Raw genomic sequence first — 24207 nt, 5'->3', positions numbered from 1 at the left:
CGGCCTTCCGACTCCTCCTTGCACCGCCCAATCTCTGTTTTTTTGCCGAAATATCGCGCTGAACGACACCGGATTCGCAATATTTTCGTACCTTTATAACAAATATGCCAATCACCAAACAACTACCTGATATGAACATTCCGACAATTTTCTGGGTTGTACCCGCGGCCTCGATCGTGGCTCTGCTCTTTGCGTGGGCATTCTACCGGCTGATGAAGCGCGAGGACGAGGGTACGGAGCGCATGCGTGAGATTGCGGCCCACGTGCGCAAGGGGGCGATGGCCTACCTGCGCCAGCAGTACAAGGTCGTGGGCATTGTCTTTGTGATTCTGGCCCTCTTCTTCGCCTACCTGGCCTACGGGGCGGGTGTGCAGAACGGCTGGGTTCCGTTTGCCTTCCTGACCGGAGGCTTCTTCTCGGGACTGGCCGGCTACTTCGGCATGAAGACGGCGACCTATGCCTCGGCGCGTACGGCTCATGCGGCGCAGCAGTCGCTCGACCGGGGGCTGAAGGTGGCCTTCCGCAGCGGCGCCGTGATGGGACTGGTGGTAGTGGGCCTTGGCTTGCTCGATATCTCGTTCTGGTATGTCATCCTGAATGCGTTTGTCGACGTGGCCGGACCGCAGAAACTGGTGGTCATCACCACGACGATGCTGACCTTCGGCATGGGTGCCTCGACGCAGGCGCTCTTTGCGCGCGTCGGCGGCGGCATCTATACGAAGGCGGCCGACGTGGGCGCCGACCTGGTGGGCAAGGTCGAGGCGGGCATCCCGGAGGACGACCCGCGCAACCCGGCGACGATTGCCGACAACGTGGGCGACAACGTGGGTGACGTGGCCGGCATGGGTGCCGACCTTTACGAAAGCTACTGCGGTTCGATCCTTGCGACGGCAGCCCTCGGTGCGGCGGCCTTTGCCACGGCGGGCAGCGAGGCTCTGCAGCTGAAGGCGGTGCTGGCTCCGATGCTGATTGCGGCGGTGGGCATCGTCCTTTCGATCGTGGGCATCTACCTGGTCCGCACGAAGGAGGGGGCCTCGATGCGCGACCTGCTGCGTTCGCTGGGCGTGGGGGTCAACTTCAGTTCGCTGCTCATCGCCGCGGCGACGTTCGGCATCCTCTACCTGCTGGGGATCCAGAACTGGCTGGGGCTGTCGTTCTCGGTCATCACGGGACTGGTGGCGGGCATCGTCATCGGCCAGGCCACGGAGTACTATACGTCGCACTCGTATAAACCGACGCAGAAGATTGCCGGCAGTTCGCAGACCGGTCCGGCGACGGTCATCATCGCGGGTGTGGGGTCGGGCATGATCTCGACGGCCGTTCCGGTGGTGACGATCGGCGTGGCGATCATCCTGGCCTACCTGTGCGCCATCGGCTTTGACGTGGAGAACATGCTGGCGCCGCAGAACCTCTCGCTGGGGCTCTACGGCATCGGCATTGCAGCCGTGGGCATGCTCTCGACGCTGGGCATCACGCTGGCCACGGACGCCTACGGTCCGATTGCCGACAATGCGGGCGGCAACGCCGAGATGAGCGGTCTGGGCCCCGAGGTTCGCAAACGCACCGATGCGCTCGATGCGCTGGGCAATACGACGGCCGCCACGGGCAAGGGTTTTGCCATCGGTTCGGCGGCGCTGACGGCCCTGGCGCTGCTGGCCTCGTATATCGAGGAGATCCGCATCGGACTGCTGCATAACGGTGTGACGATGCTCGACCTGCCGGGTGGTGCGACGCGCTTCGTGCAGGACGCCTCGATCCTCGATTTCATGGATTACTATCATATTTCGCTGATGAACCCGACGGTGCTTGTCGGCATCTTCATCGGGGCGATGATGTCGTTCCTCTTCTGCGGCCTGACGATGAACGCCGTGGGGCGTGCCGCCGAGAGCATGGTGCAGGAGGTACGGCGTCAGTTCCGCGAGATCCGGGGGATTCTCACCGGCGAGGGAACGCCCGATTATGCGCGCTGCGTGGCTATCTCGACGCGCGGAGCACAGCGTGAGATGCTGTTCCCGAGCCTGCTGGCCATCATCGTTCCGGTGGCCGTCGGTCTGATCTTCGGCGTGGCGGGCGTCATGGGGCTGCTGATCGGCGGTCTGAGTTCGGGCTTCGTGCTGGCGGTCTTCATGGCCAATGCCGGCGGAGCGTGGGACAACGCCAAGAAGATGGTCGAGGAGGGACACTTCGGCGGTAAGGGCTCCGAATGCCACAAGGCGACGGTCGTGGGCGATACGGTGGGCGATCCCTTCAAGGATACCTCGGGCCCGTCGCTCAACATCCTCATCAAGCTGATGTCGATGGTCTCGATCGTCATGGCGGGCCTTACGGTGGTCTGGCACCTCTTCTGACCCGGGGACCGGAAGAGGGAGGGGTGTGCGCCGATGCCTTTGCCCGGTTCGGAATGCGGGTTGTGCGAACCGCGAAACGACCGACCGGTTCATGCCTCATACCGTTCGATGCGCGATTCAGGGAGACAGCTCTCCAAAGAGGGCTGTCTCCTTTTTCTGTGCCGTATGGGCGGAACGGGCGTGCAAAATTTGCTTCTGCGCAGGAGGATCCGTATCTTTGCCCCCGAAAACGACGACCATGAAAAATATCATATTCGATCTTGGGGGCGTGCTGTTCGCCCGTGACAAACGGAAATGCGATGCGGATCTGCTGGGTTATTTCAGCTTTTTGCGGGCGCCTCAAATGCCTCGCTTCTGGGAGGATTACGACCGGGGCACCAATACGCTGGAGTCGGTGACCCGTACGCTTGTGGAGATGACGGGCCAGACCTACGCCCGCTGTGCCGAGGTGCTGCAACAGGCCATTGACCTGCAGGAGCCGATTCCGGTGACCGAGCAGCTTGTCCGCGACCTGAAGGCTTCGGGCCGCTTCCGGTTGTATGTTCTGTCGAACATGGCCCACGAATTCATCGCCCACCTGCGCCGCTTCCCGGTCTACGGACTTTTCGACGGCGAGGTCATCTCGTGCGAGGAGCTTGTCGTCAAACCCGAACCGCGCATCTACGAGATTCTGCTCGAGCGTTACGGTCTCGATCCCTCGCAGAGCCTCTTTGTGGACGACCGCGAGGCCAACGTCGCAGCGGCCGAACGGCTGGGCATCCACGGTTTCCTCTTCGACCACCGGAATCCGTCGGCTTCTTGTGCGACGCTGCGCCGGCAGCTGCTCGGCTGAGCCTCCGCCCGACTGCCGTCCGGCCACTTCCTGGCCCGCTTCGCCGTTGGGTATCTCTCCCGGCCATCTCTTGGACCGCGTCGGCGTTGAGTACCTCCCCGTACACCCCTCCCTCTTGGCATCGAGCCCCTTCATGCCCGTCCTCTCGCGTATGTTGCGGCACGCTCCTTGCAGCACAGAGGCCGCGTATGTCATCCTTTCGCGAGAAATACGGGCGATATTCGCTCTATGTACTGATCGCTGGCCTGGGCGTGACGATCTTCGTGGAGATCCTTCCCTTTCTGGGCGGACTGCTCGGAGCCGTGACGATCTACATTCTGCTGCGGCGCCAGCTGTGGCAACTGACCGAACACCGGCACTGGCGTCCGAGTTTGGCTGCTACGGTGCTGTTGGCGGAGGCGGTGATCTGCTTTCTGATTCCCATATCGCTGATCGGCTGGATGGTCGCCGTGAAGGTCCAGCGTGTGGTGGTCGATCCGCGTTCGATCCTCGTCCCGGTGAAACACCTTGTCGAACTGGTCGAGGCGCGCACGGGCTACGAACTCTGGTCCGAGGCCAACGTGCGGTGGCTGTTGGGATATATTCCGCGCGTGGGGCAGTGGGTGGTGGTCGGGGCAGCCGATTTCGCCATCAACCTCGTGGTGCTGCTCTTCGTGCTTTACTTCATGCTCACCGGCGGTCGTCGGATGGAGGCCTACTGCAGCTCTCTGATGCCCTTCGACCCCCGCATCTCGCGCAAGGTTATCCACGAAATCCACCTTATCGTCCGTTCGAATGCCATCGGTATCCCGCTGCTGGCCGTCATCCAGGGCATCGTGGCCTACGTGGGCTATTTGGTGTTCGGGGCTCCGAGTCCGCTGTTCTGGGGGGTGCTGACCTGCTTTGCGACGGTCATCCCGATCGTCGGCACGGCATTGGTGTGGATTCCGCTGGCACTCTTTATGGCCCTGACCGGGAGCTGGGCGCCGGCTATCGGGCTGACGCTCTACGGGACGCTGGTGGTTACCCACGTGGATAATGTCGTGCGTTTCCTGATGCAGCGGCGCATGGCCCATACCCATCCGCTGGTGACGATCTTCGGGGTCATTATCGGGCTTTCGCTCTTCGGCTTCATGGGGGTGATCTTCGGACCGCTGCTTCTGGCGATGTTTCTCTACTTCGTCAACCTCTTCAAGTGCCGTTACCTGGAGCGGAACCGCATCTGCCAGTGACTCTCCGCCGGCCGTTTACCCCGTAAGATCCTTTCCGATAGCCGGTTTCCTCCGCCGACGGCACTCCGTTCCGGTGTCGTTACCGCACGCCGGACTGCCTTTTCGTCCTCGATTCACAGCCTCGTTGACCCTCCGATACCCCGTTTTCTTATCGTGAAGGGTCTTTTTGACATCTTTTTGTAAAAAATCCCATAAAAAAGTTGCAAATTTGTACGGCTTTACTACCTTTGTTATTGTAATAACAGTAAAATCGGAATACAAATGGCAAGAAATCTCAAAATCAGAGATCTGACGTTGCGCGACGGCCAGCAGTCGTCGTTTGCGACGCGTATGAACCAGGAGCAGATCGACCGCTGCCTGCCGTTCTACAAGGATGCGAATTTCTATGCGATGGAGGTTTGGGGCGGCGCCGTGCCCGACTCGGTGATGCGTTACCTGAACGAGAATCCGTGGACGCGTCTGGAGACGATCTACAAGGCCGTCGGCAACGTGTCGAAACTCACGGCCCTCTCGCGCGGCCGCAACCTCTTCGGCTATTCGCCCTATACGGACGAGATTATCGACGGCTTCTGCCGCAATGCGATTGAGAGCGGACTGGGTATCATGCGTATTTTCGATGCGCTGAACGACGTCGACAACGTAAAATCCACGGTCAAATATGTCAAGCAGTACGGCGGCATTGCCGATTGCGCCGTCTGCTATACGGTGGACCCGAAATATCCGGCGCTGAGCTTCTGGGACAAGCTCAAGGGCAAGAAGAATCCGGCTCCGGTCTTCACCGATGCCTATTTCCTCGACAAGGCCCGCCAGATGGCCGCACTGGGCGCCGACATGATCACGATCAAGGATATGTCGGGACTGATTCCGCCGCGCCGCGTCGCCACGCTGGTCAAACTCTTCAAGCAGAACCTCTCGATTCCGGTCGACTTCCATACCCACTGTACGCCGGGCTACGGTCTGGCATCGGTGCTGGCCGCCATCATCGCGGGCGTCGACATCGTCGATACGAACTGCTGGTATTTCGCCGGGGGCACGGGGGCTCCGGCCATCGAGCTGGTCTACGTCTTCTGCAAGAAGCTGGGCATCGACCTGGGTGTCAACATGGAGGCCGTTGCGAAGATCAACACGCAGCTGCGTGAGATCCGCAAGGAGCTGAACATGTCGGTCTTCGGCGTGGAGAAACCCGAGCCGAAACCTTTCAACCCGCTGACGGACAAGTTGCCGGCGGAGATCGACGCCCTGTTCGACCGCGCCATCAAGGCTGCGCAGGCCGACGACGAGGCTGCTACGATCGACGCCTGCCGCAAGATCGAGGCCTACTTCGGCTTCCCGGCTCCGAACGAACTGGTCCAGAAGGCCGAGATCCCGGGCGGCATGTACTCGAACATGGTGGCCCAGCTCAAGCAGTTGAAGGCCGAGGAGATCCTTCCGCGCGCCATGGAGCTGATCCCGACGGTTCGTCTGGCCGCAGGACTTCCGCCCCTGGTGACGCCGACGTCGCAGATTGTGGGTGCTCAGGCCGTGAACTGCGCCCTGGACGAAAAAGCCGGCCGTCCGATGTACACGAACAAATCGTCGCAGTTTGTCGGCTTGGTGAGGGGCGAATACGGCAAGACGCCGGTGAAGATCGACCCGGAGTTCCGCTTCAAGATCTGCGGTGTGCGTGAGGAGACCCCCTACGATACGTCGAAATACCAGATGCAGCCGAATCCGACGCTTCCCGAGGCCGGCGGCGTGAAACTGGCGGCCAACGAGAAGGAGGTGCTGCTGCTGGAGCTGTTCCCGCTTGTAGCGAAGACCTTCCTGACGAACGAGAAGGTGAAGGCCTACAAGGCCTCGAAGCCGGCTGCCGCTCCGGCCGAGGAGAAGGCTGCCACACCGGAAGCCGCTTCGATCACCATTCAGGGCAAGGCCGTTACGGTACCGCTGCCGGGACGTGTGATCGAGCTGAAGGTGAAGGTCGGCGATCAGGTGAAGGTCGGCGACGAGATTCTGATTCTCGAGGCGATGAAGATGGAGAACTCCATCACGACGGATTATGCCGGCGAGGTGAAGCAGATCTTTGTAAGCGTGGGCCAGAACGTTCCGACGGACGCTCCGCTGGTCGACATCGGTTGATAACCTTTCGACTTGTGAACGACCGCCTGCAATCTGGGTTGCGGGCGGTTTTCTTTTTGCCCTCTTCCCTTTCCTGCCTTGTCCCGCCATAGACTCTGCCGCCTATCCCTCCCCCCCCCTCCGTCTTTTCTTGCTGATGCAATCGGCAATCCCCCCGGTCTGTACGGACTCCACACGCCTCAGGATAGCTTCACGAAGTGGTGCTTTGTGATGGAATCGGTGTAAATTGTTTGGTGCGGGAATTCTGCAGGTGGGGGGGGGGGAAAAGCGGCGGATTTGCCAAGCGGCCACATCGCGTGTATGAAGGGAAGTAAGTAGTAAAAAAAACCACTTGCTGCCAGCAAGTGGTTTTCGGAGGGTTTGTAGCGGGAGAGAGACTTGAACTCTCGACCTCATGATTATGAATCATGCGCTCTAACCAGCTGAGCTATCCCGCCATTGCTTGATTGCGAGTGCAAAGGTAATGGAAAAATCGAAACCTGCAAAATATTCGGGCGAAAAAACGCGAGAAAATTGGGCCTTGAAATCCTTGGCATTGATTTTGAGACACCTGCGTGAAACTGAAATACGATGACCATCTCTGAATCCAAACACGCCGAATCGACCGACCGACTGGGTATTGTCAAATTGTTGGCCGGAATCACGTTGCTGGTGTCCCTTTCGTGGGAGATCATAGCCGGGGATCACCGCAACCTTTCAATGACCTATTTGACGATCCAGTTTTTTGTTTGCGTGATTTTTCTCTATGACTTTTTGCTTCGGATGCTGCAGTCCGAGCACCGTGGTCGTTTTTTCGTGCGCCACCTGTTCTATTTGCTGATATCGATTCCCTACCTGACGCTGATTTCGTGGACGGGCGTCCGCATGACCCACGATTGGGGGATCCTGGTCGGACTGGTTCCGATGCTTAGGGCCTTTCTGGCGATGTTTCTCATCGTGGAGTGGATGGTGCGGGGCAAACGGGGCGGCCGGATGCGGTGGCTTTTTGCGGCGTATCTCTTCACGGTGGTGGTCTTCACCTACGTTTCGGCGCTGGTCTTCTACGACTACGAGGTGCTGTTGAATCCGAAACTCGAAGGGTTCGGCAATGCGCTGTGGTGGGCGTGGATGAACGTCACGACCGTCGGTGCGGAGATCTTTCCGGTGACGGCCGTCGGGAAGGTGGTCTGCGTGCTGCTGCCGTCGCTGGGGATGATGTTCTTCCCGATCTTCACGACCTATATATTGCAGGAGTATATGCCGCAGCAATCGAATCCTTCGCCCTCCACGCCTTCGCCCTCCACGCCATCGCCCTCCACGCCATCGTCCTCGACATCATCCTCCTCGATTTCCCCCGCATCATCTGCATCGTCATCACCCGACGTTTCAACTCCGGTCCCGCCAGCATCATCCGCATCCGGTGCGGGGGTTCCGGAGGTATGAGATTCTGCTACGGGTGCGGTCTCTGTTCGGAGATTGCCCATTCCGTTCAAGCGGAAGCCCCGGCCTTCGTAGGCCGGGGCTTCTGTTTTCAGATTGCGGGTTTGGGATTGGCGTCGTAAAAACTCTTGTAGTCACCGTGTCTGGGAGCTCCGGGTTTGTCCGGATACCAATCGGGCATTTCGTCGACTTTGGCCTTGAGTTTTGCATACAAGGCCTGTACCTCGGGCGAGCATTGTTTTACGTCGATCGGGTGCTGTTCCATGGGATCCTCCGCAAAGTTGTAGAATCGTCCGTCCCAATAATATTTGTACTGGGTGTTGAAGGCGCAGCGGGCCGCTCTCGGGTAGGCTTTGTGCGGCCAGAGGGGGTTGAAGTGCATCAGAGTGAACTCTCGTTCGAGGGGCTTATCGCCACATAATTCGGGATAGAGCGAAATTCCTTCAGTGTTCCACTCATCGGGGATCTTGACACCCATGGCATCGGCCAGCGTCGGCATGAAGTCGGTCAAATCGACGAGACGTTGACTGACTCGTCCGCTTTTGATCTTGTCACCCCAGGCGATGAGCAGCGGGACATGGGTACCGTTGGAGGTGGAGTTGCCTTTTCCGCCCTTGATTTCGCGGCCGTCGTCCAGTTTCGAGACGACCTGTTCCATGGTTCCGTTGTCCCCGACAAAGATCAGAATGGTGTTGTCCCAAAGGCCGTCGGCCTGGAGTTTGTCGACGAACTTGCCGACCTGTTTGTCGAGATAGGCGACCATGTCCGGGAAGTGGCGGGTGTCATGGATGAACCGGGTTTCCGGGTTATCGGTCCAGCATTCGGAGTCGGGCGTCGGCACATGGGGTGTATGTACCAGCGGCGTAGGGTAGTAGAGCAGGAATGGTTTTCGGGCCGCGGCCTGCCGGTCGATGTAGTCGAACGCGTATCGCAGAGCATCATCCGGGCCGTAGTAACTGAAGTCGTAACGGCCGTTGTTGTCGAGATAGGAGAAGGCGTAACGGTCTGTGGCCTTATCGCCGGCGAGTTCCTTGTAGATTTCAAGTTGACAGAGACACCATTCGTCGAAACCGAGTTTGGAAACCATCTCCCGGGATCGTCCGAGTTGCCATTTCCCGACGATGGCCGTGGAGTATCCGGCTTGTTGGGCGAGGTGGGCGAAGGTGTGTTCGTCGTCGTTCATGTATCCGAAGTTGACGTAGTTTCGGTCGTTGTAGACGCCGGTCATGAGTTGCACTCGGGAGGGGGTGCTGAGCGGCAAGGCGTGCATGTTTTCGAAGCGGATGGCCTGTCGGGCGAGTGAATCGAGGTGCGGGGTCTGGTAACTGACGCCGCCGTAACAGCCGAGACATTCGGCGCCGAGGTCATCGGCGAGAATCAGAATGATGTTCGGTTGGTTTGGTTTCTGGCTGGAGCATCCGCCGGCAGCCAGCGCGAGGAGACCGAGCCCTGCAGTTTGGAGTCGATTTTTCATGGGGATTTCGTTTTAGGTTTCTGTTCCTCGCAAATATAACATCAATTTCGTTATAATCCAATTTCGAAACATAAATAGTGGGGTATATTGTTTCGAATTGTTTTGAAATGAAAAATCCGGACCATTTTGATCCGGATTGAATGACATATGCTTTCGATTGTCAGTTTTGTTTTTGCTGTTGGGCCTTGAGCAGGTCGCGGATCTCGGTGAGGAGCAGCTCCTCCTTCGACGGAGCGGGGGGAGCTGGGGGAGTCTGGGCCTTTTTCTTCATAAGGCGGTTCATCAGTTTGACCATCAGGAAGACGCAGAAGGCCAGAATGGTGAAGTCGATGCACTGCTGGATAAAGGCGCCATAGTTCCAGTAGACGGGTTCCACGGGGGCGTTTTGTGCAACGGCGGCGCCGTCGCCGACGAGTTCTCCGACCGACCGCACGGCGCCCGCGGTCACGTCGCGGACCTTCGAGATATCGATCCGCAACTGTGAGAAGTCGGTATTTCCGATCAGGGCGCCGATCGGGGGCATGAGAATGTCGTTCACCAGCGAGGAGACGATCTTTCCGAACGCGCCGCCGATGATCACGCCGACGGCCATGTCCATGACATTGCCCTTGAGGGCAAACTCTTTGAATTCCTTGAAGAAAGCCATACTGTTCGATTTTTGATGGGTTACAAGTTTACTGACGGTCGGACGAAACGTGCCGATCCGGACAAAGATACGAAAAAATCGCCAAACCCTGAAATTCGAGCCGATCGGCGTGCCGCCCTTTGCACGGTCGGGCCCGGCCGTCGGACGCCGTTTGCAGGCCACGCCTTGAGGTCACGCAACAGGAACACCCCGCGCCCGTGCGTTCTCTTTTGCCGTTCCGACCTTCGGGGAATGTAGTCGTGCGGGGTATATCCTATCGAGCTTTTTCGTATCTTTGTCCCGATACGAACCGGAAGATCCGTTCCGTACGACATCCCGCCACCGGGGTGCCGCGATCCGGCAACGTGTAATTCCGGACTTCCGCAAACCGAACCACATGACACCCGCAGCCGTCATTCTCACCGTATTGGGCTATATCGCCGTCTTGTTCGTCGTGGCATGGCTTTCGGGCCGCCGGGCCGACAACGCGGGCTTCTTCACCGGCAACCGCCGCACGCCGTGGTATATGGCGGCCTTTGCGATGATCGGCGCGGCAATGTCGGGCGTCACCTTCATCTCGGTCCCGGGGTCGGTGGCCGTCGATTCCTTCTCCTACATGCAGATGGTTGCCGGGTTCACGGTGGGGCAGCTCATCGTGGCCTGCGTGCTGATCCCGACCTTCTACCGCCTGCGGGTGGTCTCGCTCTACGAATACCTCGACGACCGCTTCGGCGTCGCCTCGCACCGCACCGGGGCTTGGTTCTTTTTCCTTTCGAAGATGCTCGGTGCCGCCCTGCGCGTCTACGTCGTCTGCGCGGTGCTCCAGCTGCTGGTCTTCTCGCACTACGGCATTCCGTTCTGGGCCAATGCCCTCGTCACGATGGCCTTCGTGTGGCTCTATACGCGGCAGGGGGGTGTCAAGTCGCTGATCTGGACCGATACGCTCAAGACGCTGTGCCTGGTCGGGAGCCTCGTGCTGTCGATCCTCTTCATCATGCGGGCGCTGGACCTTTCGGCCGCTGAGACGGCGCGCGAGGTGGCCCGGTCGCCCATGTCGCGGATCTTCTTCTTCGACGACCCGGCCTCAGGGCGCTATTTCTGGAAGATGTTTGCGGCGGGTATCGTGCTGCTGGTGGCCATGACGGGACTCGATCAGGACATGATGCAGCGCAATCTGAGCTGTGCCACGCCGCGCGACTCGCAGAAGAATATCGTGCTGACGGCCGTGAGCCAGATCTTCGTCATCTTCCTCTTCCTGGTTCTCGGGGTGCTGCTCTACCTCTACGCCGACCGGACGGGGCTGCCGCTGCCCGCAAAGAGCGACCAGGTCTTTTCGATGGTGGCTGTAGAAGGCGGACTTCCGCTTGTAGTTGGCATTCTGTTTGTTGTCGGGCTTATTTCAAGCACCTATTCAGCTGCCGGATCGGCTCTGACAGCGCTGACCACCTCCTTTACGGTCGATATCCTCGAGGGGACGAAACAACTCGACGACTGCCGGCTGACCCGCCTGCGCAAGGGGGTGCATGTCGGCATGGCGCTGCTGATGGCCGGAGTGATCCTGGCTTTCGAGTATTGGGCTGACGACAGCGTCATCAATCTGGTCTACAAGGTGGCCAGCTACACCTACGGTCCGATCCTCGGCATGTTTGCCTTCGGCATGATGACGCGCCGCCGGGTGCGCGACCGCTGGATGCCGCTGGTGGCCGTTGCAGCTCCGGTGCTGAGTGCGCTGCTGCAGTTCTGGGCCCGCGAGAGGTGGGACTACCAGATCGGATTCGAACTGTTGATCTATAACGCCGCCTTTACCGTCATCGGCATGTATATACTGTCACAACGAAATGAAAAATAGGCATTTACATATCTTCACCTCGCTTTTGGCATTAACCCTTTCGACGACCCTCTCGGCCGCCTCGATCTCTTCGGCGACGCGGACCCGGATCGGCCGCACGCTGTCGCGGATCGTCTCGCGCGAGGTCTCGGGGGGCTACCAGAAGGCCGAGCCGATCACCGTGCGGGTGCAGGCCGTGAAGGCATCGCGTCGCACGGTGCGCATCTATGCGACGATCGGACTTTCGTACTATCCCTTCCGTGTGGAGAATACCGCCGCCATGCGCGATTCGGTGCGGGCGCTGCTGCCCGCCGAGTACCGCAAGGCGCAGATCGAACTCTATACCGACAACCGCGAGGTGGGGGAGTTGATCCCCATGGCGTGCCGCGATGCCGGGCAGACGCGGCGACTGATCGAAAAACGACGCCTCATCCCCTTCACCAACCGGTCCGTACGGCCGCTGGTGACTCCGCTCTCGGCGGCCTGCACCGTGACCGGAGGCCTTGCCGGACGCCATATCGCCCTCTGGCAGAGCCACGGCCGCTATTTCGACCAGACGCGGGATTGTTGGCGGTGGCAGCGTTCGACGCTGTGGCAGACGTGCGAGGACCTCTATACGCAGAGTTACGTGCTGCCTTACCTGGTTCCGATGCTGGAGAACGCCGGGGCCTGCGTGGTGCTGCCCCGTGAACGCGACGTGCAGCTTCACGAGGTGCTCGCGGACAACGACGCGCGGGACGAATACGCCGAACAGGGGGCGTGGGAAGAGGGCGGCACGGGCTTCGCCCATCTGCGGCAGGTCTACCTCACGGGCGAGAATCCCTTCCGTGACGGCACGACGCGTCGCATCCGCAGTGTGACCCATCGCCCCTCGGGCGAGGCTGCGTGGCGGGCCACGATCCCCGAGCGGGGCGAATATGCCGTCTATGTCAGCTACGAGTCGACCCCCGAGAGCGTTGACGATGCCCACTATACGGTGCACCACCTGGGCGGCGAGACCGAATTTGCCGTCAATCAGACGATGGGCGGCGGGACGTGGATCTACCTCGGACGGTTCACCTTTGCGGCGGGCGAGCAGACGCTTGTGACGCTGACCAACCGCTCGCGGCGGGCCGGACGGCTTGTTTCGGCCGATGCCGTGAAACTGGGCGGCGGCTTCGGCAACGTGGCCCGCACGCCGATTGACTCGCTGCGCCATGCCGACCGCGAATATATCGCCGAGACGAGCGGCTATCCGCGCTTCTGCGAGGGGGCGCGCTACTGGCTGCAGTGGGCCGGCTTCCCCGAGGGGGTCTACACGCCCAAACACGACCGTGACGACTACAAGGACGACTACATGTCGCGGGCCCATTGGGTCAATGCCGTGATGGGTGGTTCGGAGCGCCTGCCCGACTCGACGGGGTTGCACATTCCGCTGGATCTGGCCCTCGCGTTCCATTCGGATGCCGGGGTGCGCGACGGCGACGGCATTGTCGGCACGCTGGGCATCTTCTATACGCGCGAACAGGGGGGCAAATTCACGGGCGGTGCCGACCGCTACCGTTCGCGCGATCTGACGGACCTTGTCCAGACCCAGGTGGTCGAGGATATCCGCCACCTCTATGAGCCCGACTGGCAGCGGCGCGGACTCTGGAACCGGGCCTACTACGAAGCCCGTGTCCCGAGTGTCCCGACGATGCTGCTCGAACTGCTTTCGCACCAGAATTTTGCCGACATGCGTCTGGGTCAGGATCCGCGGTTCCGGTTTGCGGTCAGCCGCGCCGTCTATAAGGGTATCCTGCGCTATGTCAGCTCGCAATACGGATTATCGGAAGTAACGGTTCAGCCGCTTCCGGTCTGCTCGTTTGCCGCCGAATTCACGGCCGACGACCGCGTGCGCCTTTCGTGGCAGCCGACCGTCGATCCGCTCGAGGCGTCGGCCGTGCCGACCGGCTATGTGGTCTACATGCGGCTCGACGACGGCGGTTTCGATAACGGCCGTCTGGTGGACCGTCCCGAACTGATCGTCGACCTGGAGCCCGGCCGCCTCTATGCCTTCCGCGTGACGGCCGTCAATGCCGGCGGCGAGAGTTTCCCGAGCGAGACGCTGGCCGCCTGCCGGGTGGCCGATGAGCGGGGACGCGTACTGATCGTCAACGGCTTCGACCGCGTGAGCGGCCCCGTTGCGATGCGCAGCGATTCGTTGGCCGGTTTCCGCGTGGATCTCGACGGCGGGGTGCCCGACCGCATGGATATCTCGTTCGTCGGGCCGCAGCGGGTCTTCGACCTCGCGATGGCGCGCAGCAAGGTCGACAGCCTGGCGCTCGGGGCCTGCGACCACGATTACGAGACCGACGTCATCGGCGGCAATACGTTCGACTATCCGTCGCTGCACGGCCGTTCCATGGCGGCCGCCGGTTACTCCTACTGTTCGACTTCGGCCCGGGCCGTCGAAGAGGGGCGCGTGGCGCTGCGGGGATACGATGCCGTCGATCTGATCCTCGGCAAGCAGCGCACCACGACGATCGGACGGGGTATCGCCGATGATGCCTTCGAGGTCTTTCCCGAGGCTTTGCAGAGCCGTCTGAGACGTTATCTGGCCGACGGAGGGGCGTTGTTCGCTTCGGGTGCCTATGTGCTGTCGGATCTGGCCGGGCAGGCCGCCTCGGAGCGTGGGCGGAGCTTCGCCGGGGAGGTGCTGCGCTGCCGGCTGGGGGCGTGTCGCGCGACGGGTTCGGGCCGTGTGCGCGTCGTGACGGCCCATCCGGGCTTCTCGCGCGGCGAGTACCGCTTCAATACGGAGTATCGTCCGGATTGCTACGTCGTCGAGCGGTCGGATGCGTTGGAGCCGGTCGGCCGCGAGGCCTTTGCCGTGATGCGCTATGTCGACGGTAACGGCACGGCCGCCGTGGCGAGTGAATCCGCCGGGCGGACCTTCGTCGCGGGCTTCCCGTTCGAGACGATCGGAGGCGAGGTGGAGCGCGACCGGATGATGCGCGACGTGCTGGACTTCCTCGTGAAGCAAAGGTAGAGATAAAGAGGTCTTACATTCTAAAATTTATAGCGTTATGTCATTGGAACAGCAGATTTCGAAAGGGATCATGGAGGCCATGAAGGCCAAGGACACGGTGCGTCTGAGTGCGCTCCGCAATGCGAAGAAGTACATCATCGAGGCCAAGACGGCCGGTCCGGAGGTAGCCGAACTGCCCGATGCCGACGTGCTGAAGATCATTTCGAAACTCGCCAAGCAGGGCACCGATTCGGCACAGATCTTCACCGAGCAGAACCGCCCCGATCTGGCTTCGGAGGAGCTGGCGCAGGTGGCCGTCTATCAGGAGTTCCTGCCCAAGCAGCTCACGCCCGAAGAGCTGACGGCCGAGCTTCGCACGATCATTGCCGAGGTGGGTGCCACGTCGATGAAGGAGATGGGTAAGGTGATGGGCGTCGCCTCGAAGCGTCTGGCCGGACGCGCCGACGGCAAGGTGATTTCGGCCCGGGTCAAGGAGTTACTCGCTTAGGTAATGCACGTTTCCGAATCGTTGCACCGCAACCTGAAGACCATTGCCATGCCTTCGGCCATGGTGGTGGGGGCGTTGCTGTGCCGGCCGCTCGCCGGACTTGAGGCCGCAAGTCATCAGATGATCACCCCGACGCTGATCTTCCTGATGCTCTTCGTCACCTTCTGCCGCGTCAGCCCCAAACAGATGAAACCTTCGATGCTGCACCTCTGGCTGCTGCTCTTCCAGGTGGTCATGTGTGTGGCGGTCTATCTGGTGCTGCGCCCGTTGAACGAGGTGGTGGCTCAGGGTGCCATGGTCTGTGTACTGGCTCCCGTGGCGATGGCCGCCGTGGTCATCGCCGGCATGCTCGGTGCCAACGTCGCTACGATGGCCACCTACAGCCTGATCTGCAACATGGCCATTGCGTTGGTGGCCCCCGTGATCCTCACCTTCACGGGCAACGGCGTCTGCACCTTCTCGCAGATTCTGGCCCGCATCGCTCCGCTGTTGATCGGTCCGTTTGCCGCGGCGCAGTTCTTCCGTTTTGTCTTCCCGAAGGCGGCCCGATGGATCGGCGATCACAGTCTGATCTCGTTCTACATGTGGCTGTTGTCGCTGCTGGTGATTATCGGCCGTACGACCTGTTTCATCATCGACCTCCACGATGCCTCGATGTCGACGGAGTTGTGGCTGGCCTTTGCCGCTCTGGTGATCTGTCTGGTGCAGTTCAAGGTGGGGCGCATGCTCGGTCGTCGGTATGGCGATCCGCCGGCCGGCGGTCAGTCGCTCGGGCAGAAAAATACGGTGTTGGCCGTGTGGATGGCGCAGGCCTTCCTGAATCCCATCTCGTCGATTGCCCCGACGGCCTATATCGTCTGGCAGAATTTCGTGAACAGTTATCAGATATACAGGAAGGATCGGGAAAAACTCCGGCAGTCTGATTTGTAATGTGATGGAATGCAGTCGGTTGCAACGGTTGCCGTATTTTTTTCTACACCTCGGGACGGCTGGCTGATCCGCTTTTCCCGGTCGTTCTCAGGTCGATTTTGTTTCTATTTTGTTACTATTTTGTTACTCGGAAGCTCTCCCGGAAGAGTCTCTGCTTCGAAAAAAGGGGTGCGGCAATTGCATGCCGCACCCCTTTTGTTCAGTCCCTTGCCGGGAGCTACTCCCAGAAGCGGAAGAAGTGGTGGACCGGGCCGTGTCCGTGGCCGATCTCGTAGGCTGCCCCGGCTTCGATGGCCCCGGCGATGTACTCCTTGGCGCGCGTGGCCGCCTCGTCGAGCGAGCAGCCCCGGGCCAGGAAGGCCGCCAGTGCCGACGAGAGGGTGCAGCCCGTGCCGTGGGTGTTGCGCGTCGCCAGACGGCGCGAGCGCAGCGGCAGGATGCGCTCCTCTTCGGCGTTGTAGAAGATGTCGACGAGCTCCTCGTCGTGCAGGTGGCCCGCCTTCAGAAAGACCGAGACACCGCCCGCGTTGCGCGAGAGTTCGCGTGCCGCTTCGGGCAGCGACTCCTGTCGGTCGATCTTCCGTCCGAGCAGCAGTTCGGCCTCGGGGATGTTCGGCGTGATGATCCGTACGGTGGGGATCAGCTCGTCGCGCAGCGTCGAGACGGCCTCCTGCTGCAGCAGCGGATCGCCCGACGTGGCCACCATCACCGGGTCGAGCACCACGTTGCGCAGCCCGTAGGGGCGGAGCGTGTCGCGCACGGCGCGGATCAGCTCCGAGGAGTGCAGCATGCCGATCTTCACGGCGTCGGTGCCGATATCGTCCAGCACCGAGCGGATCTGTCCCGTGACGAACTCCACCGGGATGGGATGGACGCCCGTGACGCCCACCGTATTCTCGTCGACAACGGCCACGATGGCCGACGTTCCGAAGCATCCGCACGCCGAGAAGGTCTTCAGGTCGGCCTGGATGCCGGCGCCGCCGCTGGGGTCGCTCCCCGCAATGGTCAGCGCGCGTTTGTAGTGTTTTGGGGTTTCGTTGTTCATATTTTCCACGTTTCAAGATTCCAGGCGCTCTCCCAGAACAGCCACTCCATGCGCGTACAGCGCACGAAGAGTTCGCTCATCCGCCGGCGGGTCTCTTCGCCTGCCGCGGCGGCCAGTTCGTTGCAGATCGCCGTGGCCTGCTCCGCCGAGGCGGCAAAGGCCGGATCGGCATAGGTCTCGATCCACGCCCGGTAGGGATTTTCTGCAAGAGGCCTGTGCGCTTTCGGCCCGGTCGGGGTGTCGGCGTGCGTCGCGGAACCTGCGGCCTGCCCGTCGGCAGCCCGTCGGCCGTTGCCCTCCGCCCGGGCATGGATCCACTCGCCGACCCGCTGGTAGACCACAAAGCAGGGCAGCACGGCCGCCGCCTCGACCTCCACCGGAGCCAGCGCCTGGGCGTCGAGCACCGAGGTGTAGAGCAGGCACGTCGGGCTGATCTCTTCGGGGGCCGGGTGGCTCCCCGCGAGGAACTGCGCGTGGAGGGCCCGTTCGACCTCGATACCGTCGAGCGCGAAGTGCAGGAAGCGTTCGGCCTGCTCCTTGCGGGGCAGACGCGCGGCCACGTGGGCCAGCCGCCTTGCATAACCGTCCAGATAGAGGGCGTCCTGCCGGATGTAGAAGCGGAAACGCTCCTCCGGAAGGCTTCCGTCGGCCAGCGCCCCGACGAACGGGTGCGTGAGAATCTTTTCGTAGACGGGAAGGGCCGCCTCCCACGCCTCATCGCTCCAGCGTCTCATGGCCGGTCAGCGTTTGCGGGCCACAACGGCCACGTAATCCCCCTTGCCGTATCCCGGCGTGGGCTGCTCCTCCTCGTCGTTCGAGCAGACGGGGTGCGAGGTCAGCGTCTGCGAGAACTCCAGATCGGTGAAGCCCGCCTCGCGCAGCAGCTCCACCTTCTCGGCCGTCGTGCGCCAGGCTGCCACGTCGACGAACTCGATCGGGTAGGGGTTGGGCGGGTAGCACCCCGCAAGCAGCGGATGATCCCACCTCCCGACGGCCTTGGCCAGGTTGTAGAGCAGGCCGTAGGAACTCTCCTTCGGCACGTCGATCAGAATGATCCGGCCCCCGGCGGGCAGCGCCTCGTAGGCCTTGCGCACCACGCTTCGCAGGTCGCCGATGTAGCTCGGCGTGCCGTTGAAGAGCAGCGTGTCGTAGGTTCCGTGGCCGAAGTCGGCCTCCTCGGCCGTCGCCTCCACCACGTGCATGCCCCGCTTGCGGGCGATTTCGGCCATCCCCTTCGAGGGTTCGATGCCGTCGGTGACGGTGATGCCGTACTCCTCGCGGAGAATCTTCTCGAACAGACCGCTGCCGCAGCCCACCGAGAGCACCCGCCCGGCATCCTTGAGTGTCGAGGCTACCAGATTGACCTCGGAATAGAGTACGTTGCGGTTGTCGAGAAACCAGGCATCATAGGCCGATGCGTACTGGTCGAATCCTTTTCCCATTTCTGTTGTCTTTTGCTTAAAAGGTTATGATTTCGGTTTGCAGGGTTTTCAAATCAAGGGTGAAGAGACGTCCGTCGAGCGGTTCGCCGAAGCCGACGATCCACTTGATGGCCTCCGACGCTTCGAGCGTACCGATGACTCCCGGGACGGTGCCCAGCACGCCGCTTGTGGTCCGCGGCCGGGCGCACAGCGCCTCGCGGTCGGGGTAGAGCTCCGCATAGCGGCGCCCCGAGCGTCCGTTGAAAAGGGCCACCTGCCCTTGGAACTCGCCGATCGAGCCGTGGACCCACGGCTTGCCGCAGGCCGCACACGCATCGTCGATCAGGTAGCGCGTCGGAAAGTTGTCGCAGCAGTCCACGACCAGGTCGTAGCCCTCGATCACCTCCCGGGCATTTTCGGCCGTGAGCCCCTCGTCGTAACACGTGAAGCGCGTCTGCGAGCAGAGGGCCGACAGCCGTTCGCGGGCCGCCTCCGTCTTCGGGCGTCCGATCTGCGACTCGGTGTAGAGCGTCTGCCGCTGGAGGTTGCTCTCCGAGACGCGGTCCGGGTCGGCCAGCCCGAGGCGGCCCACTCCGGCACCGGTGAGGTAGAGCGCCGCCGGCGAGCCCAGTCCGCCGACCCCGACCACGAGCACCGACGCCTCGGCAAGACGCCGCTGACCCTCGGGGCCGATCTCCCGGAGCATCGTCTGCCGGGCGTATCGTTCCGTCGAGTCCATCGTCAGTCGAAGACCTTGTCCCAGTCCTTCCAGACCACCTCGTAGCCTTCGCGCCGGATGTCGGCCTCGACCTGCGACGGCGTGCGCTCGTCGCTGACGGTGAACTGCTCGAGCGACGTCGGGTAGACGCGGTAGCCTCCCGGATCGGTCTTCGAGCCGGCGCTCATCGACGTGACGCCCAGCGTGGCCATATGGTTGCGGAACTCGGCGCGTTCGCGCGTCGAGTAGGAGATGTCGACGTCGTGGTCGAAGATCCGGAAGGCGAAGGTCACCTGGGCCAGTTCGCGGTCGCTCATCACGACGTTGGGCTGGAAGTGCCCCTCGGACGGCCGCATGCGCGGGAAGTTGACGCTGTAACGCGTCTTCCAGTAGTGACGGCGCAGGTACTGCAGGTGCAGCGCCATCATCGTCACGTCGGTGCGCCACTCCTCGAGTCCGATCAGCACGCCCATGCCGATCTTGTGGACCCCGGCCTGACCCATGCGGTCGAAGCCGTTGACACGCCACTCGAATTTCGACTTCATGCCCGCCGGGTGGTAGATGTTGTAGTTCCTGCGGTTGTAGGTCTCCTGGAAGCAGACCACGCCGTTCAGACCCGAATGGGTCAGCCGCTCGTAATTCTCGGCTGAAAGCGGCATCACCTCGATCGTCAGGTTGTTAAAGTACGGGCGGCAAATGTGCAGCGCCTGCTCGATGTAGTCGACGCCTGCCGCCCGCGGATTCTCACCCGTGACGATGAGCAGGTTCTCGAACGGACCCAGTTCGCGGATCGCCCGGCACTCCTCCTCGATCTGCTCCGGCGTGAGGATCACGCGCGGAATGGCGTTGTGGCGGTTGAATCCGCAGTAGATGCACGAGTTGGTGCACGAGTTGGTGATGTACATCGGAACGTACATCGAGATCGTCTTGCCGAAACGCTCCTGCGTATAGCGGCGGCTCAGTCGGGCCATCGGCTCCAGATAGGCCTCGGCAGCCGGCGAGACCATCGCCATGAAGTCGTCGAGCGTCGGGTACTCCTTCGCAAGGGCCCGCTCGACATCGGCGGCCGTCTTCGAGAGGATCCGTGCCGTGGTCTCCTCCCAGTCGTATTTGGCTAATTCCTCGGAAAACATCGTACGCACGGTTTTAGTCGAGGAACGAGGTCAGCGGACTGCTTGCTTCGGCATGGCGCGACTGGGCGCCCAGTCCCGATTCATAGGCTTCGCGGCCCGCCTCGACGGCGCGTGCGAAGGCCCGGGCCATCCGTTCGGGATCGCCCGCTACGGCGATGGCCGTGTTGACCAGCACGGCGTCGGCCCCCAGCTCCATGGCTGCGGCGGCGTGCGACGGCGCGCCCAGGCCGGCATCGACCACCACGGGGACGTTGCTCTGTTCGATGATGATCTCGAGCAGTTCGCGCGTCACGAGACCCTTGTTCGTGCCGATCGGCGCCGCAAGCGGCATGACGGTGGCGGCACCGGCCTCCTCGAGGCGCTTGCACAGCACGGGGTCGGCCTGGATGTAGGGCAGCACGACGAAGCCCATCTTGGCCAGCTCCTCCGTGGCGCGGAGCGTTTCGATCGGGTCGGGCAGCAGGTATTTCGGATCGGGGTGGATCTCCAGCTTGATGAAGTTCGTCCCGAAGGCCTCGCGGGCCAGTTGGGCCGCCAGAACGGCCTCCTCGGCGTTGCGCACGCCCGAGGTGTTCGGGAGCAGCTGCACGCCCGGACGGCGGATATGGGCCAGCAGGTCGTCCTGCGGATTGGACATGTCGACCCGTTTCATGGCCACGGTGACCATCTCGGTCTCCGAGGCGGTGATGGCACGCGACATCAACTCGTTGGAGCTGAACTTGCCCGTGCCGACGAACAGACGCGAACGGAACGTCCGTCCGCCGATTACCAATTCGTTCATGATTTGTGTTGTTTTAGAATATCGACGATTTTGCGAGTCTCCTCCGTGGGGTCGGCGGCGCCGAGCAGCGCTCCCGAAAGGGCGATGCCCGTGGCTCCCGTGGCGAGGATCTGCGCAATGTCGGCGGCCGTGATGCCGCCGATGGCCACCACCGGCAGCGTGATGCCCGCCGCGCGGCAGCGTGTGAAGATCTCCCGGTAACCCTCCAGCCCGAGGATGGGGCTCAGATTGCGTTTGGTTTGGGTGAAGCGGAACGGCCCCAGCCCGATGTAGTCGGCACCGGCCGCTGCGGCCCGTTCGATATCCTCGAACGTATTGGCCGTCGCGCCGATGATCGTTCCGGCGGCGAGCAGCGTGCGGGCCTCGCGCGGCGGCATGTCGCTCTTGCCCAGATGGACGCCGTCGGCACCGAGTTCCGTGACCAGGTGCACGCGGTCGTCCAGGAGGAACGTCGCGCCGTACTGGCGGCACAGGCGTCCCACCTCGCGTCCCACGCGCAGGAACTCCTCGTCCGGGGCATCCTTCATGCGGAGCTGCACCCAGCGGCAGCCCCCCTCGAGGACGGCCCGTGTGCCCGAGATTTCGTCGTATCGGTCGTTCCGATGTGTGATGAATTGCAACATGGTTTTTCTATGCGTTTCTGTACTGTTCGATCCGTCGGAGCGTCTGCCGCAACCCCTCGCGGGAGGTGTCGCGCCAGATGCACCCCAGCAGCGCCGCACCTCCGAATCCCACGTCGTGCAGCAGCGGCAGCCGTTCGGGTTCGACGCCGCCCAGTGCCAGCGTCCGCGCATCGATCACCCCCTGCCGCGAGGCCCGGCGCAGCACCTCTTCGTCGAAGGCCGACCGGTAGCCGCTCTTGGAGATGCTGTCGAAAATCGGGCTCAGGAAGCGGTAGTCGGTCGTTGCGGCGCAGGCCGTGAGCTCCCCGAGCGTGTGGCACGAACGGCTCCGCAATCCCGCGAAACCCTTCGGCGCCTCCGGATTGCGGCCGTTGAGGTGGACGCCTCCCAGCCCGTATTCGGCGGCCAGCGGCAGGTGGTCGTGCAGACTCAGACGCGGGTACAACTCCGCGGGCAGCGACTCGATGAGCCGCCGCATGGCGCCCTCCTCCGACGCGGGTTTGCGCAGGTGGAGGCGGTCGATCCCTGCGTCGAGCAGGCGGCCGATCGTCTCCGCCTCGCCCCGGACGAAGTCGGGCGCCGTGATGACGACGATCCGCATCATCCTCCGCAGACGGCTCGGATGATGGTGATCTTCATCCCCTCCTCGAGGGGTTTCGAGGCCCATTCGCTGCGCGGCACCACGCGGTTGTTCACCGCAACGGCAACCCCTTCGGCGGGGATTCCCTCGTGCGCGAGCAGTTCGGCCAGACTCATCGGAGTCTCGACTCCGACCGGCTTGTGATTGATGGTTACTTCCATGATGGATCCCGTAATTTGCAGAAGACGTGCCCGTGAGAAATTACGGTCTATGAACAAGTCCTTTCGTCGGTGTTGCCCGCATCAAGTTCATAGGGTGTGATCTCAGCCTTTGCGTGGAACCTGCCCGCCGGCGGTGTGAATCCCGTGCGGCGTCCGTTTTTCCCGAAGGCACCCCTCTTGTGTCGGACAAATATAGCGAAAAAATCGGTTCCGACGTCTCTGAACGGAAAAAAAACATCTTCAAGGGCGTCGGCCAATCCGTAATTGAGGTTGTAAAATCGGTAATTCATCTACAGCTTTTCCCGAATCTTCTTCCGATCTTTGTATCGGTAAATCGGGCCGGTCTTCGGATCTGTCCGACGGCTGAACGATAACCCGTAAAAACGGCGACCATGAAACGGATATTTGTCTTTGTCTTATTTTTAATACTGGTAACCATGAACAGCGTGCAAGCCCGGAAGAATGACCGGACCTTTGCGCCGAGCGATCGGGTCACCGTCGAGCGTGTCCATTTTCGGACCCGTTTCGGCACGACCTTGGCCGGCGATCTCTACAAACCGAAAAATGCCGTGGGCAAACTGCCTGCCCTGGCTGTCTGCGGCCCCTTCGGCGCCGTCAAGGAGCAGGCCTCGGGGCTCTATGCCCAGACGATGGCCGAACGCGGCTTCGCAGCAGTGGCCTTCGACCCCTCGTTTACCGGTGAAAGTACGGGCGAACCCCGCTACATGGCCTCGCCCGATATCAATACCGAGGATTTCTCGGCGGCCGTTGACTTCCTTGTGCTGCGCGACGACGTCGATCCCGAGCGCATCGGCATCATCGGCATCTGCGGCTGGGGCGGTCTGGCCCTCAATGCCGCCGCCATCGACACCCGCATCAAGGCCACGGTCAGCTCGACGATGTACGACATGAGCCGCGTGACGGCCAACGGCTACTTCGATTCAATGGATGCCGACGGCCGCTACGAACTCCGCCGTCAGCTCAATGCCCAGCGGACCGAAGATGCCCGCACGGGCACTCATGCCCTGGCCGGCGGGGTGGTTGATCCGCTGCCTGCCGATGCCCCGCAGTTCGTCCGGGACTACTACGACTACTACAAGACGCCGCGCGGATACCATTCCCGCTCGTTGAACTCCAACGGCGGCTGGGCCCGTACGTCGGCCCTCTCGTTTCTCAATACGAAGCTGCTCTCCTACAGCGACGAGATCCGCTCGGCGGTGCTGATGATCCACGGCGAAAAGGCCCACTCGCGTTACTTCAGCGAGGATGCCTTCAAACGCCTCAAGGGCGACAACAAGCAGTTGGTGATCATCCCCGGCGCCAGCCACGTCGATCTCTACGACCGGATGGACATTATTCCCTTTGACCGCATCGAGCGTTTCTTCCGCGATAATCTCCGATAA

21 protein-coding genes, 1 tRNA gene and 1 riboswitch are annotated in these 24207 nt (G+C 61.8%); of the genes, 10 read left to right on the top strand and 12 right to left on the bottom strand.

The window, feature by feature from the left end; all coding sequences use genetic code 11:
- Positions 1-131 precede the first annotated feature (131 nt).
- The 4 genes from B5G09_RS05270 to B5G09_RS05255 all read left to right on the top strand — a co-directional run bounded on the left by B5G09_RS05270 (position 132) and on the right by B5G09_RS05255 (position 6509).
- The gene (locus tag B5G09_RS05270; RefSeq protein ID WP_087404345.1) at positions 132-2348 is read left to right on the top strand and encodes a sodium-translocating pyrophosphatase; all 2217 of its coding nucleotides are present in this window, start codon (positions 132-134) and stop codon (positions 2346-2348) included.
- A 238-nt stretch (positions 2349-2586) separates the two neighbouring features.
- The gene (locus tag B5G09_RS05265) at positions 2587-3180 is read left to right on the top strand and encodes an HAD family phosphatase (protein WP_087310502.1); all 594 of its coding nucleotides are present in this window, start codon (positions 2587-2589) and stop codon (positions 3178-3180) included.
- A 188-nt stretch (positions 3181-3368) separates the two neighbouring features.
- Entirely contained in the window at positions 3369-4391 is a 1023-nt protein-coding gene (locus B5G09_RS05260; protein WP_087404344.1) for an AI-2E family transporter, read from the top strand.
- Positions 4392-4652: 261 nt separating this feature from the next.
- On the top strand, positions 4653-6509 hold the full coding sequence (locus B5G09_RS05255; RefSeq protein ID WP_087404343.1) for a biotin/lipoyl-containing protein: 1857 nt from the start codon (positions 4653-4655) through the stop codon (positions 6507-6509).
- Positions 6510-6872: 363 nt separating this feature from the next.
- On the opposite strand, the gene B5G09_RS05250 is transcribed toward B5G09_RS05255, so the two are convergent.
- Positions 6873-6946, bottom strand: a tRNA-Met gene (locus B5G09_RS05250).
- A gap of 133 nt (positions 6947-7079) precedes the next feature.
- Here B5G09_RS05250 and B5G09_RS05245 point away from each other — a divergent pair.
- Positions 7080-7931, top strand: a complete 852-nt coding sequence (locus B5G09_RS05245; protein WP_206384418.1) for a potassium channel family protein — start codon at positions 7080-7082, stop codon at positions 7929-7931.
- An 88-nt stretch (positions 7932-8019) separates the two neighbouring features.
- On the opposite strand, the gene B5G09_RS05240 is transcribed toward B5G09_RS05245, so the two are convergent.
- Together B5G09_RS05240 and mscL are read right to left on the bottom strand one after the other, a co-directional pair.
- Positions 8020-9402, bottom strand: a complete 1383-nt coding sequence (locus tag B5G09_RS05240) for a sulfatase-like hydrolase/transferase (RefSeq protein WP_087404342.1) — start codon at positions 9400-9402, stop codon at positions 8020-8022.
- Positions 9403-9562: 160 nt separating this feature from the next.
- Entirely contained in the window at positions 9563-10048 is a 486-nt protein-coding gene (gene mscL, locus B5G09_RS05235; protein WP_087310492.1) for a large-conductance mechanosensitive channel protein MscL, read from the bottom strand.
- 376 nt (positions 10049-10424) lie between these two features.
- Between mscL and B5G09_RS05230 the strand changes: the two genes are divergently transcribed.
- The 4 genes from B5G09_RS05230 to B5G09_RS05215 are packed head-to-tail and all read left to right on the top strand — an operon-like array spanning position 10425 to position 16282.
- Entirely contained in the window at positions 10425-11876 is a 1452-nt protein-coding gene (locus tag B5G09_RS05230; protein ID WP_087310669.1) for a sodium:solute symporter, read from the top strand.
- Positions 11866-14865, top strand: coding sequence for a fibronectin type III domain-containing protein (locus tag B5G09_RS05225; protein WP_087404341.1), 3000 nt, complete (start codon positions 11866-11868; stop codon positions 14863-14865). Before B5G09_RS05230 ends, B5G09_RS05225 begins: the two co-directional genes overlap by 11 nt.
- A 37-nt stretch (positions 14866-14902) precedes the next feature.
- Complete coding sequence (locus B5G09_RS05220) at positions 14903-15352, top strand: GatB/YqeY domain-containing protein (RefSeq protein WP_087404340.1); 450 nt, start codon at positions 14903-14905, stop codon at positions 15350-15352.
- A gap of 3 nt (positions 15353-15355) precedes the next feature.
- Positions 15356-16282, top strand: a complete 927-nt coding sequence (locus B5G09_RS05215; RefSeq protein ID WP_087404339.1) for a transporter — start codon at positions 15356-15358, stop codon at positions 16280-16282.
- 217 nt (positions 16283-16499) lie between these two features.
- On the opposite strand, the gene thiD is transcribed toward B5G09_RS05215, so the two are convergent.
- From thiD to thiS, 9 genes are read right to left on the bottom strand one after another with little or no spacing between them, the layout of a single operon-like run.
- Entirely contained in the window at positions 16500-17327 is an 828-nt protein-coding gene (gene thiD / locus B5G09_RS05210) for a bifunctional hydroxymethylpyrimidine kinase/phosphomethylpyrimidine kinase (protein ID WP_087310484.1), read from the bottom strand.
- Positions 17324-18061, bottom strand: coding sequence for a TenA family protein (locus tag B5G09_RS05205; RefSeq protein ID WP_087404338.1), 738 nt, complete (start codon positions 18059-18061; stop codon positions 17324-17326). Before B5G09_RS05205 ends, thiD begins: the two co-directional genes overlap by 4 nt.
- A gap of 6 nt (positions 18062-18067) precedes the next feature.
- Positions 18068-18769, bottom strand: a complete 702-nt coding sequence (locus tag B5G09_RS05200; RefSeq protein WP_087404337.1) for a class I SAM-dependent methyltransferase — start codon at positions 18767-18769, stop codon at positions 18068-18070.
- A 16-nt stretch (positions 18770-18785) separates the two neighbouring features.
- A complete protein-coding gene (locus B5G09_RS05195) occupies positions 18786-19487 on the bottom strand; it encodes a HesA/MoeB/ThiF family protein (RefSeq protein ID WP_087310666.1) in 702 nt (233 codons plus the stop codon).
- Between the two features lie 2 nt (positions 19488-19489).
- Entirely contained in the window at positions 19490-20599 is a 1110-nt protein-coding gene (gene thiH, locus B5G09_RS05190; RefSeq protein ID WP_087404336.1) for a 2-iminoacetate synthase ThiH, read from the bottom strand.
- Between the two features lie 13 nt (positions 20600-20612).
- Positions 20613-21380, bottom strand: a complete 768-nt coding sequence (locus B5G09_RS05185) for a thiazole synthase (protein WP_087404335.1) — start codon at positions 21378-21380, stop codon at positions 20613-20615.
- Positions 21377-22003, bottom strand: a complete 627-nt coding sequence (locus B5G09_RS05180; RefSeq protein WP_087404334.1) for a thiamine phosphate synthase — start codon at positions 22001-22003, stop codon at positions 21377-21379. The genes B5G09_RS05185 and B5G09_RS05180 overlap by 4 nt, the downstream gene beginning before the upstream one ends.
- A 7-nt stretch (positions 22004-22010) precedes the next feature.
- Entirely contained in the window at positions 22011-22607 is a 597-nt protein-coding gene (locus B5G09_RS05175) for a thiamine phosphate synthase (RefSeq protein ID WP_343285475.1), read from the bottom strand.
- Entirely contained in the window at positions 22604-22804 is a 201-nt protein-coding gene (gene thiS / locus B5G09_RS05170; RefSeq protein WP_087404332.1) for a sulfur carrier protein ThiS, read from the bottom strand. The genes B5G09_RS05175 and thiS overlap by 4 nt, the downstream gene beginning before the upstream one ends.
- A 41-nt stretch (positions 22805-22845) precedes the next feature.
- Positions 22846-22990, bottom strand: a riboswitch (TPP riboswitch).
- Between the two features lie 251 nt (positions 22991-23241).
- Between thiS and B5G09_RS05165 the strand changes: the two genes are divergently transcribed.
- Positions 23242-24207 (top strand): alpha/beta hydrolase, encoded by a 966-nt coding sequence (locus B5G09_RS05165; RefSeq protein ID WP_232009219.1) that lies wholly within the window; start codon positions 23242-23244, stop codon positions 24205-24207.

Origin of the sequence: Alistipes sp. An54 (genome assembly GCF_002159375.1) — a bacterium.
Lineage (GTDB): Bacteria > Bacteroidota > Bacteroidia > Bacteroidales > Rikenellaceae > Alistipes > Alistipes megaguti.
Note: the sequence above shows the minus strand (reverse complement) of the source record. Positions and strands in the feature narration are given on the sequence as shown.

What these genes read in the sequence shown, in the direction of transcription:
- B5G09_RS05185 (WP_087404335.1), bottom strand. Translation starts at nt 21,380, where the DNA reads ATGAACGAATTGGTAATCGGCGGACGGACGTTCCGTTCGCGTCTGTTC.
- B5G09_RS05180 (WP_087404334.1), bottom strand. Translation starts at nt 22,003, where the DNA reads ATGTTGCAATTCATCACACATCGGAACGACCGATACGACGAAATCTCG.
- B5G09_RS05220 (WP_087404340.1), top strand. Translation starts at nt 14,903, where the DNA reads ATGTCATTGGAACAGCAGATTTCGAAAGGGATCATGGAGGCCATGAAG.
- mscL (WP_087310492.1), bottom strand. Translation starts at nt 10,048, where the DNA reads ATGGCTTTCTTCAAGGAATTCAAAGAGTTTGCCCTCAAGGGCAATGTC.
- thiD (WP_087310484.1), bottom strand. Translation starts at nt 17,327, where the DNA reads ATGAACAACGAAACCCCAAAACACTACAAACGCGCGCTGACCATTGCG.
- B5G09_RS05230 (WP_087310669.1), top strand. Translation starts at nt 10,425, where the DNA reads ATGACACCCGCAGCCGTCATTCTCACCGTATTGGGCTATATCGCCGTC.
- B5G09_RS05165 (WP_232009219.1), top strand. Translation starts at nt 23,242, where the DNA reads ATGAACAGCGTGCAAGCCCGGAAGAATGACCGGACCTTTGCGCCGAGC.
- B5G09_RS05240 (WP_087404342.1), bottom strand. Translation starts at nt 9,402, where the DNA reads ATGAAAAATCGACTCCAAACTGCAGGGCTCGGTCTCCTCGCGCTGGCT.
- B5G09_RS05255 (WP_087404343.1), top strand. Translation starts at nt 4,653, where the DNA reads ATGGCAAGAAATCTCAAAATCAGAGATCTGACGTTGCGCGACGGCCAG.
- B5G09_RS05225 (WP_087404341.1), top strand. Translation starts at nt 11,866, where the DNA reads ATGAAAAATAGGCATTTACATATCTTCACCTCGCTTTTGGCATTAACC.
- B5G09_RS05245 (WP_206384418.1), top strand. Translation starts at nt 7,080, where the DNA reads ATGACCATCTCTGAATCCAAACACGCCGAATCGACCGACCGACTGGGT.
- B5G09_RS05205 (WP_087404338.1), bottom strand. Translation starts at nt 18,061, where the DNA reads ATGAGACGCTGGAGCGATGAGGCGTGGGAGGCGGCCCTTCCCGTCTAC.
- B5G09_RS05195 (WP_087310666.1), bottom strand. Translation starts at nt 19,487, where the DNA reads ATGGACTCGACGGAACGATACGCCCGGCAGACGATGCTCCGGGAGATC.
- B5G09_RS05270 (WP_087404345.1), top strand. Translation starts at nt 132, where the DNA reads ATGAACATTCCGACAATTTTCTGGGTTGTACCCGCGGCCTCGATCGTG.
- B5G09_RS05215 (WP_087404339.1), top strand. Translation starts at nt 15,356, where the DNA reads ATGCACGTTTCCGAATCGTTGCACCGCAACCTGAAGACCATTGCCATG.
- thiS (WP_087404332.1), bottom strand. Translation starts at nt 22,804, where the DNA reads ATGGAAGTAACCATCAATCACAAGCCGGTCGGAGTCGAGACTCCGATG.
- B5G09_RS05200 (WP_087404337.1), bottom strand. Translation starts at nt 18,769, where the DNA reads ATGGGAAAAGGATTCGACCAGTACGCATCGGCCTATGATGCCTGGTTT.
- B5G09_RS05260 (WP_087404344.1), top strand. Translation starts at nt 3,369, where the DNA reads ATGTCATCCTTTCGCGAGAAATACGGGCGATATTCGCTCTATGTACTG.
- B5G09_RS05175 (WP_343285475.1), bottom strand. Translation starts at nt 22,607, where the DNA reads ATGATGCGGATCGTCGTCATCACGGCGCCCGACTTCGTCCGGGGCGAG.
- B5G09_RS05265 (WP_087310502.1), top strand. Translation starts at nt 2,587, where the DNA reads ATGAAAAATATCATATTCGATCTTGGGGGCGTGCTGTTCGCCCGTGAC.
- thiH (WP_087404336.1), bottom strand. Translation starts at nt 20,599, where the DNA reads ATGTTTTCCGAGGAATTAGCCAAATACGACTGGGAGGAGACCACGGCA.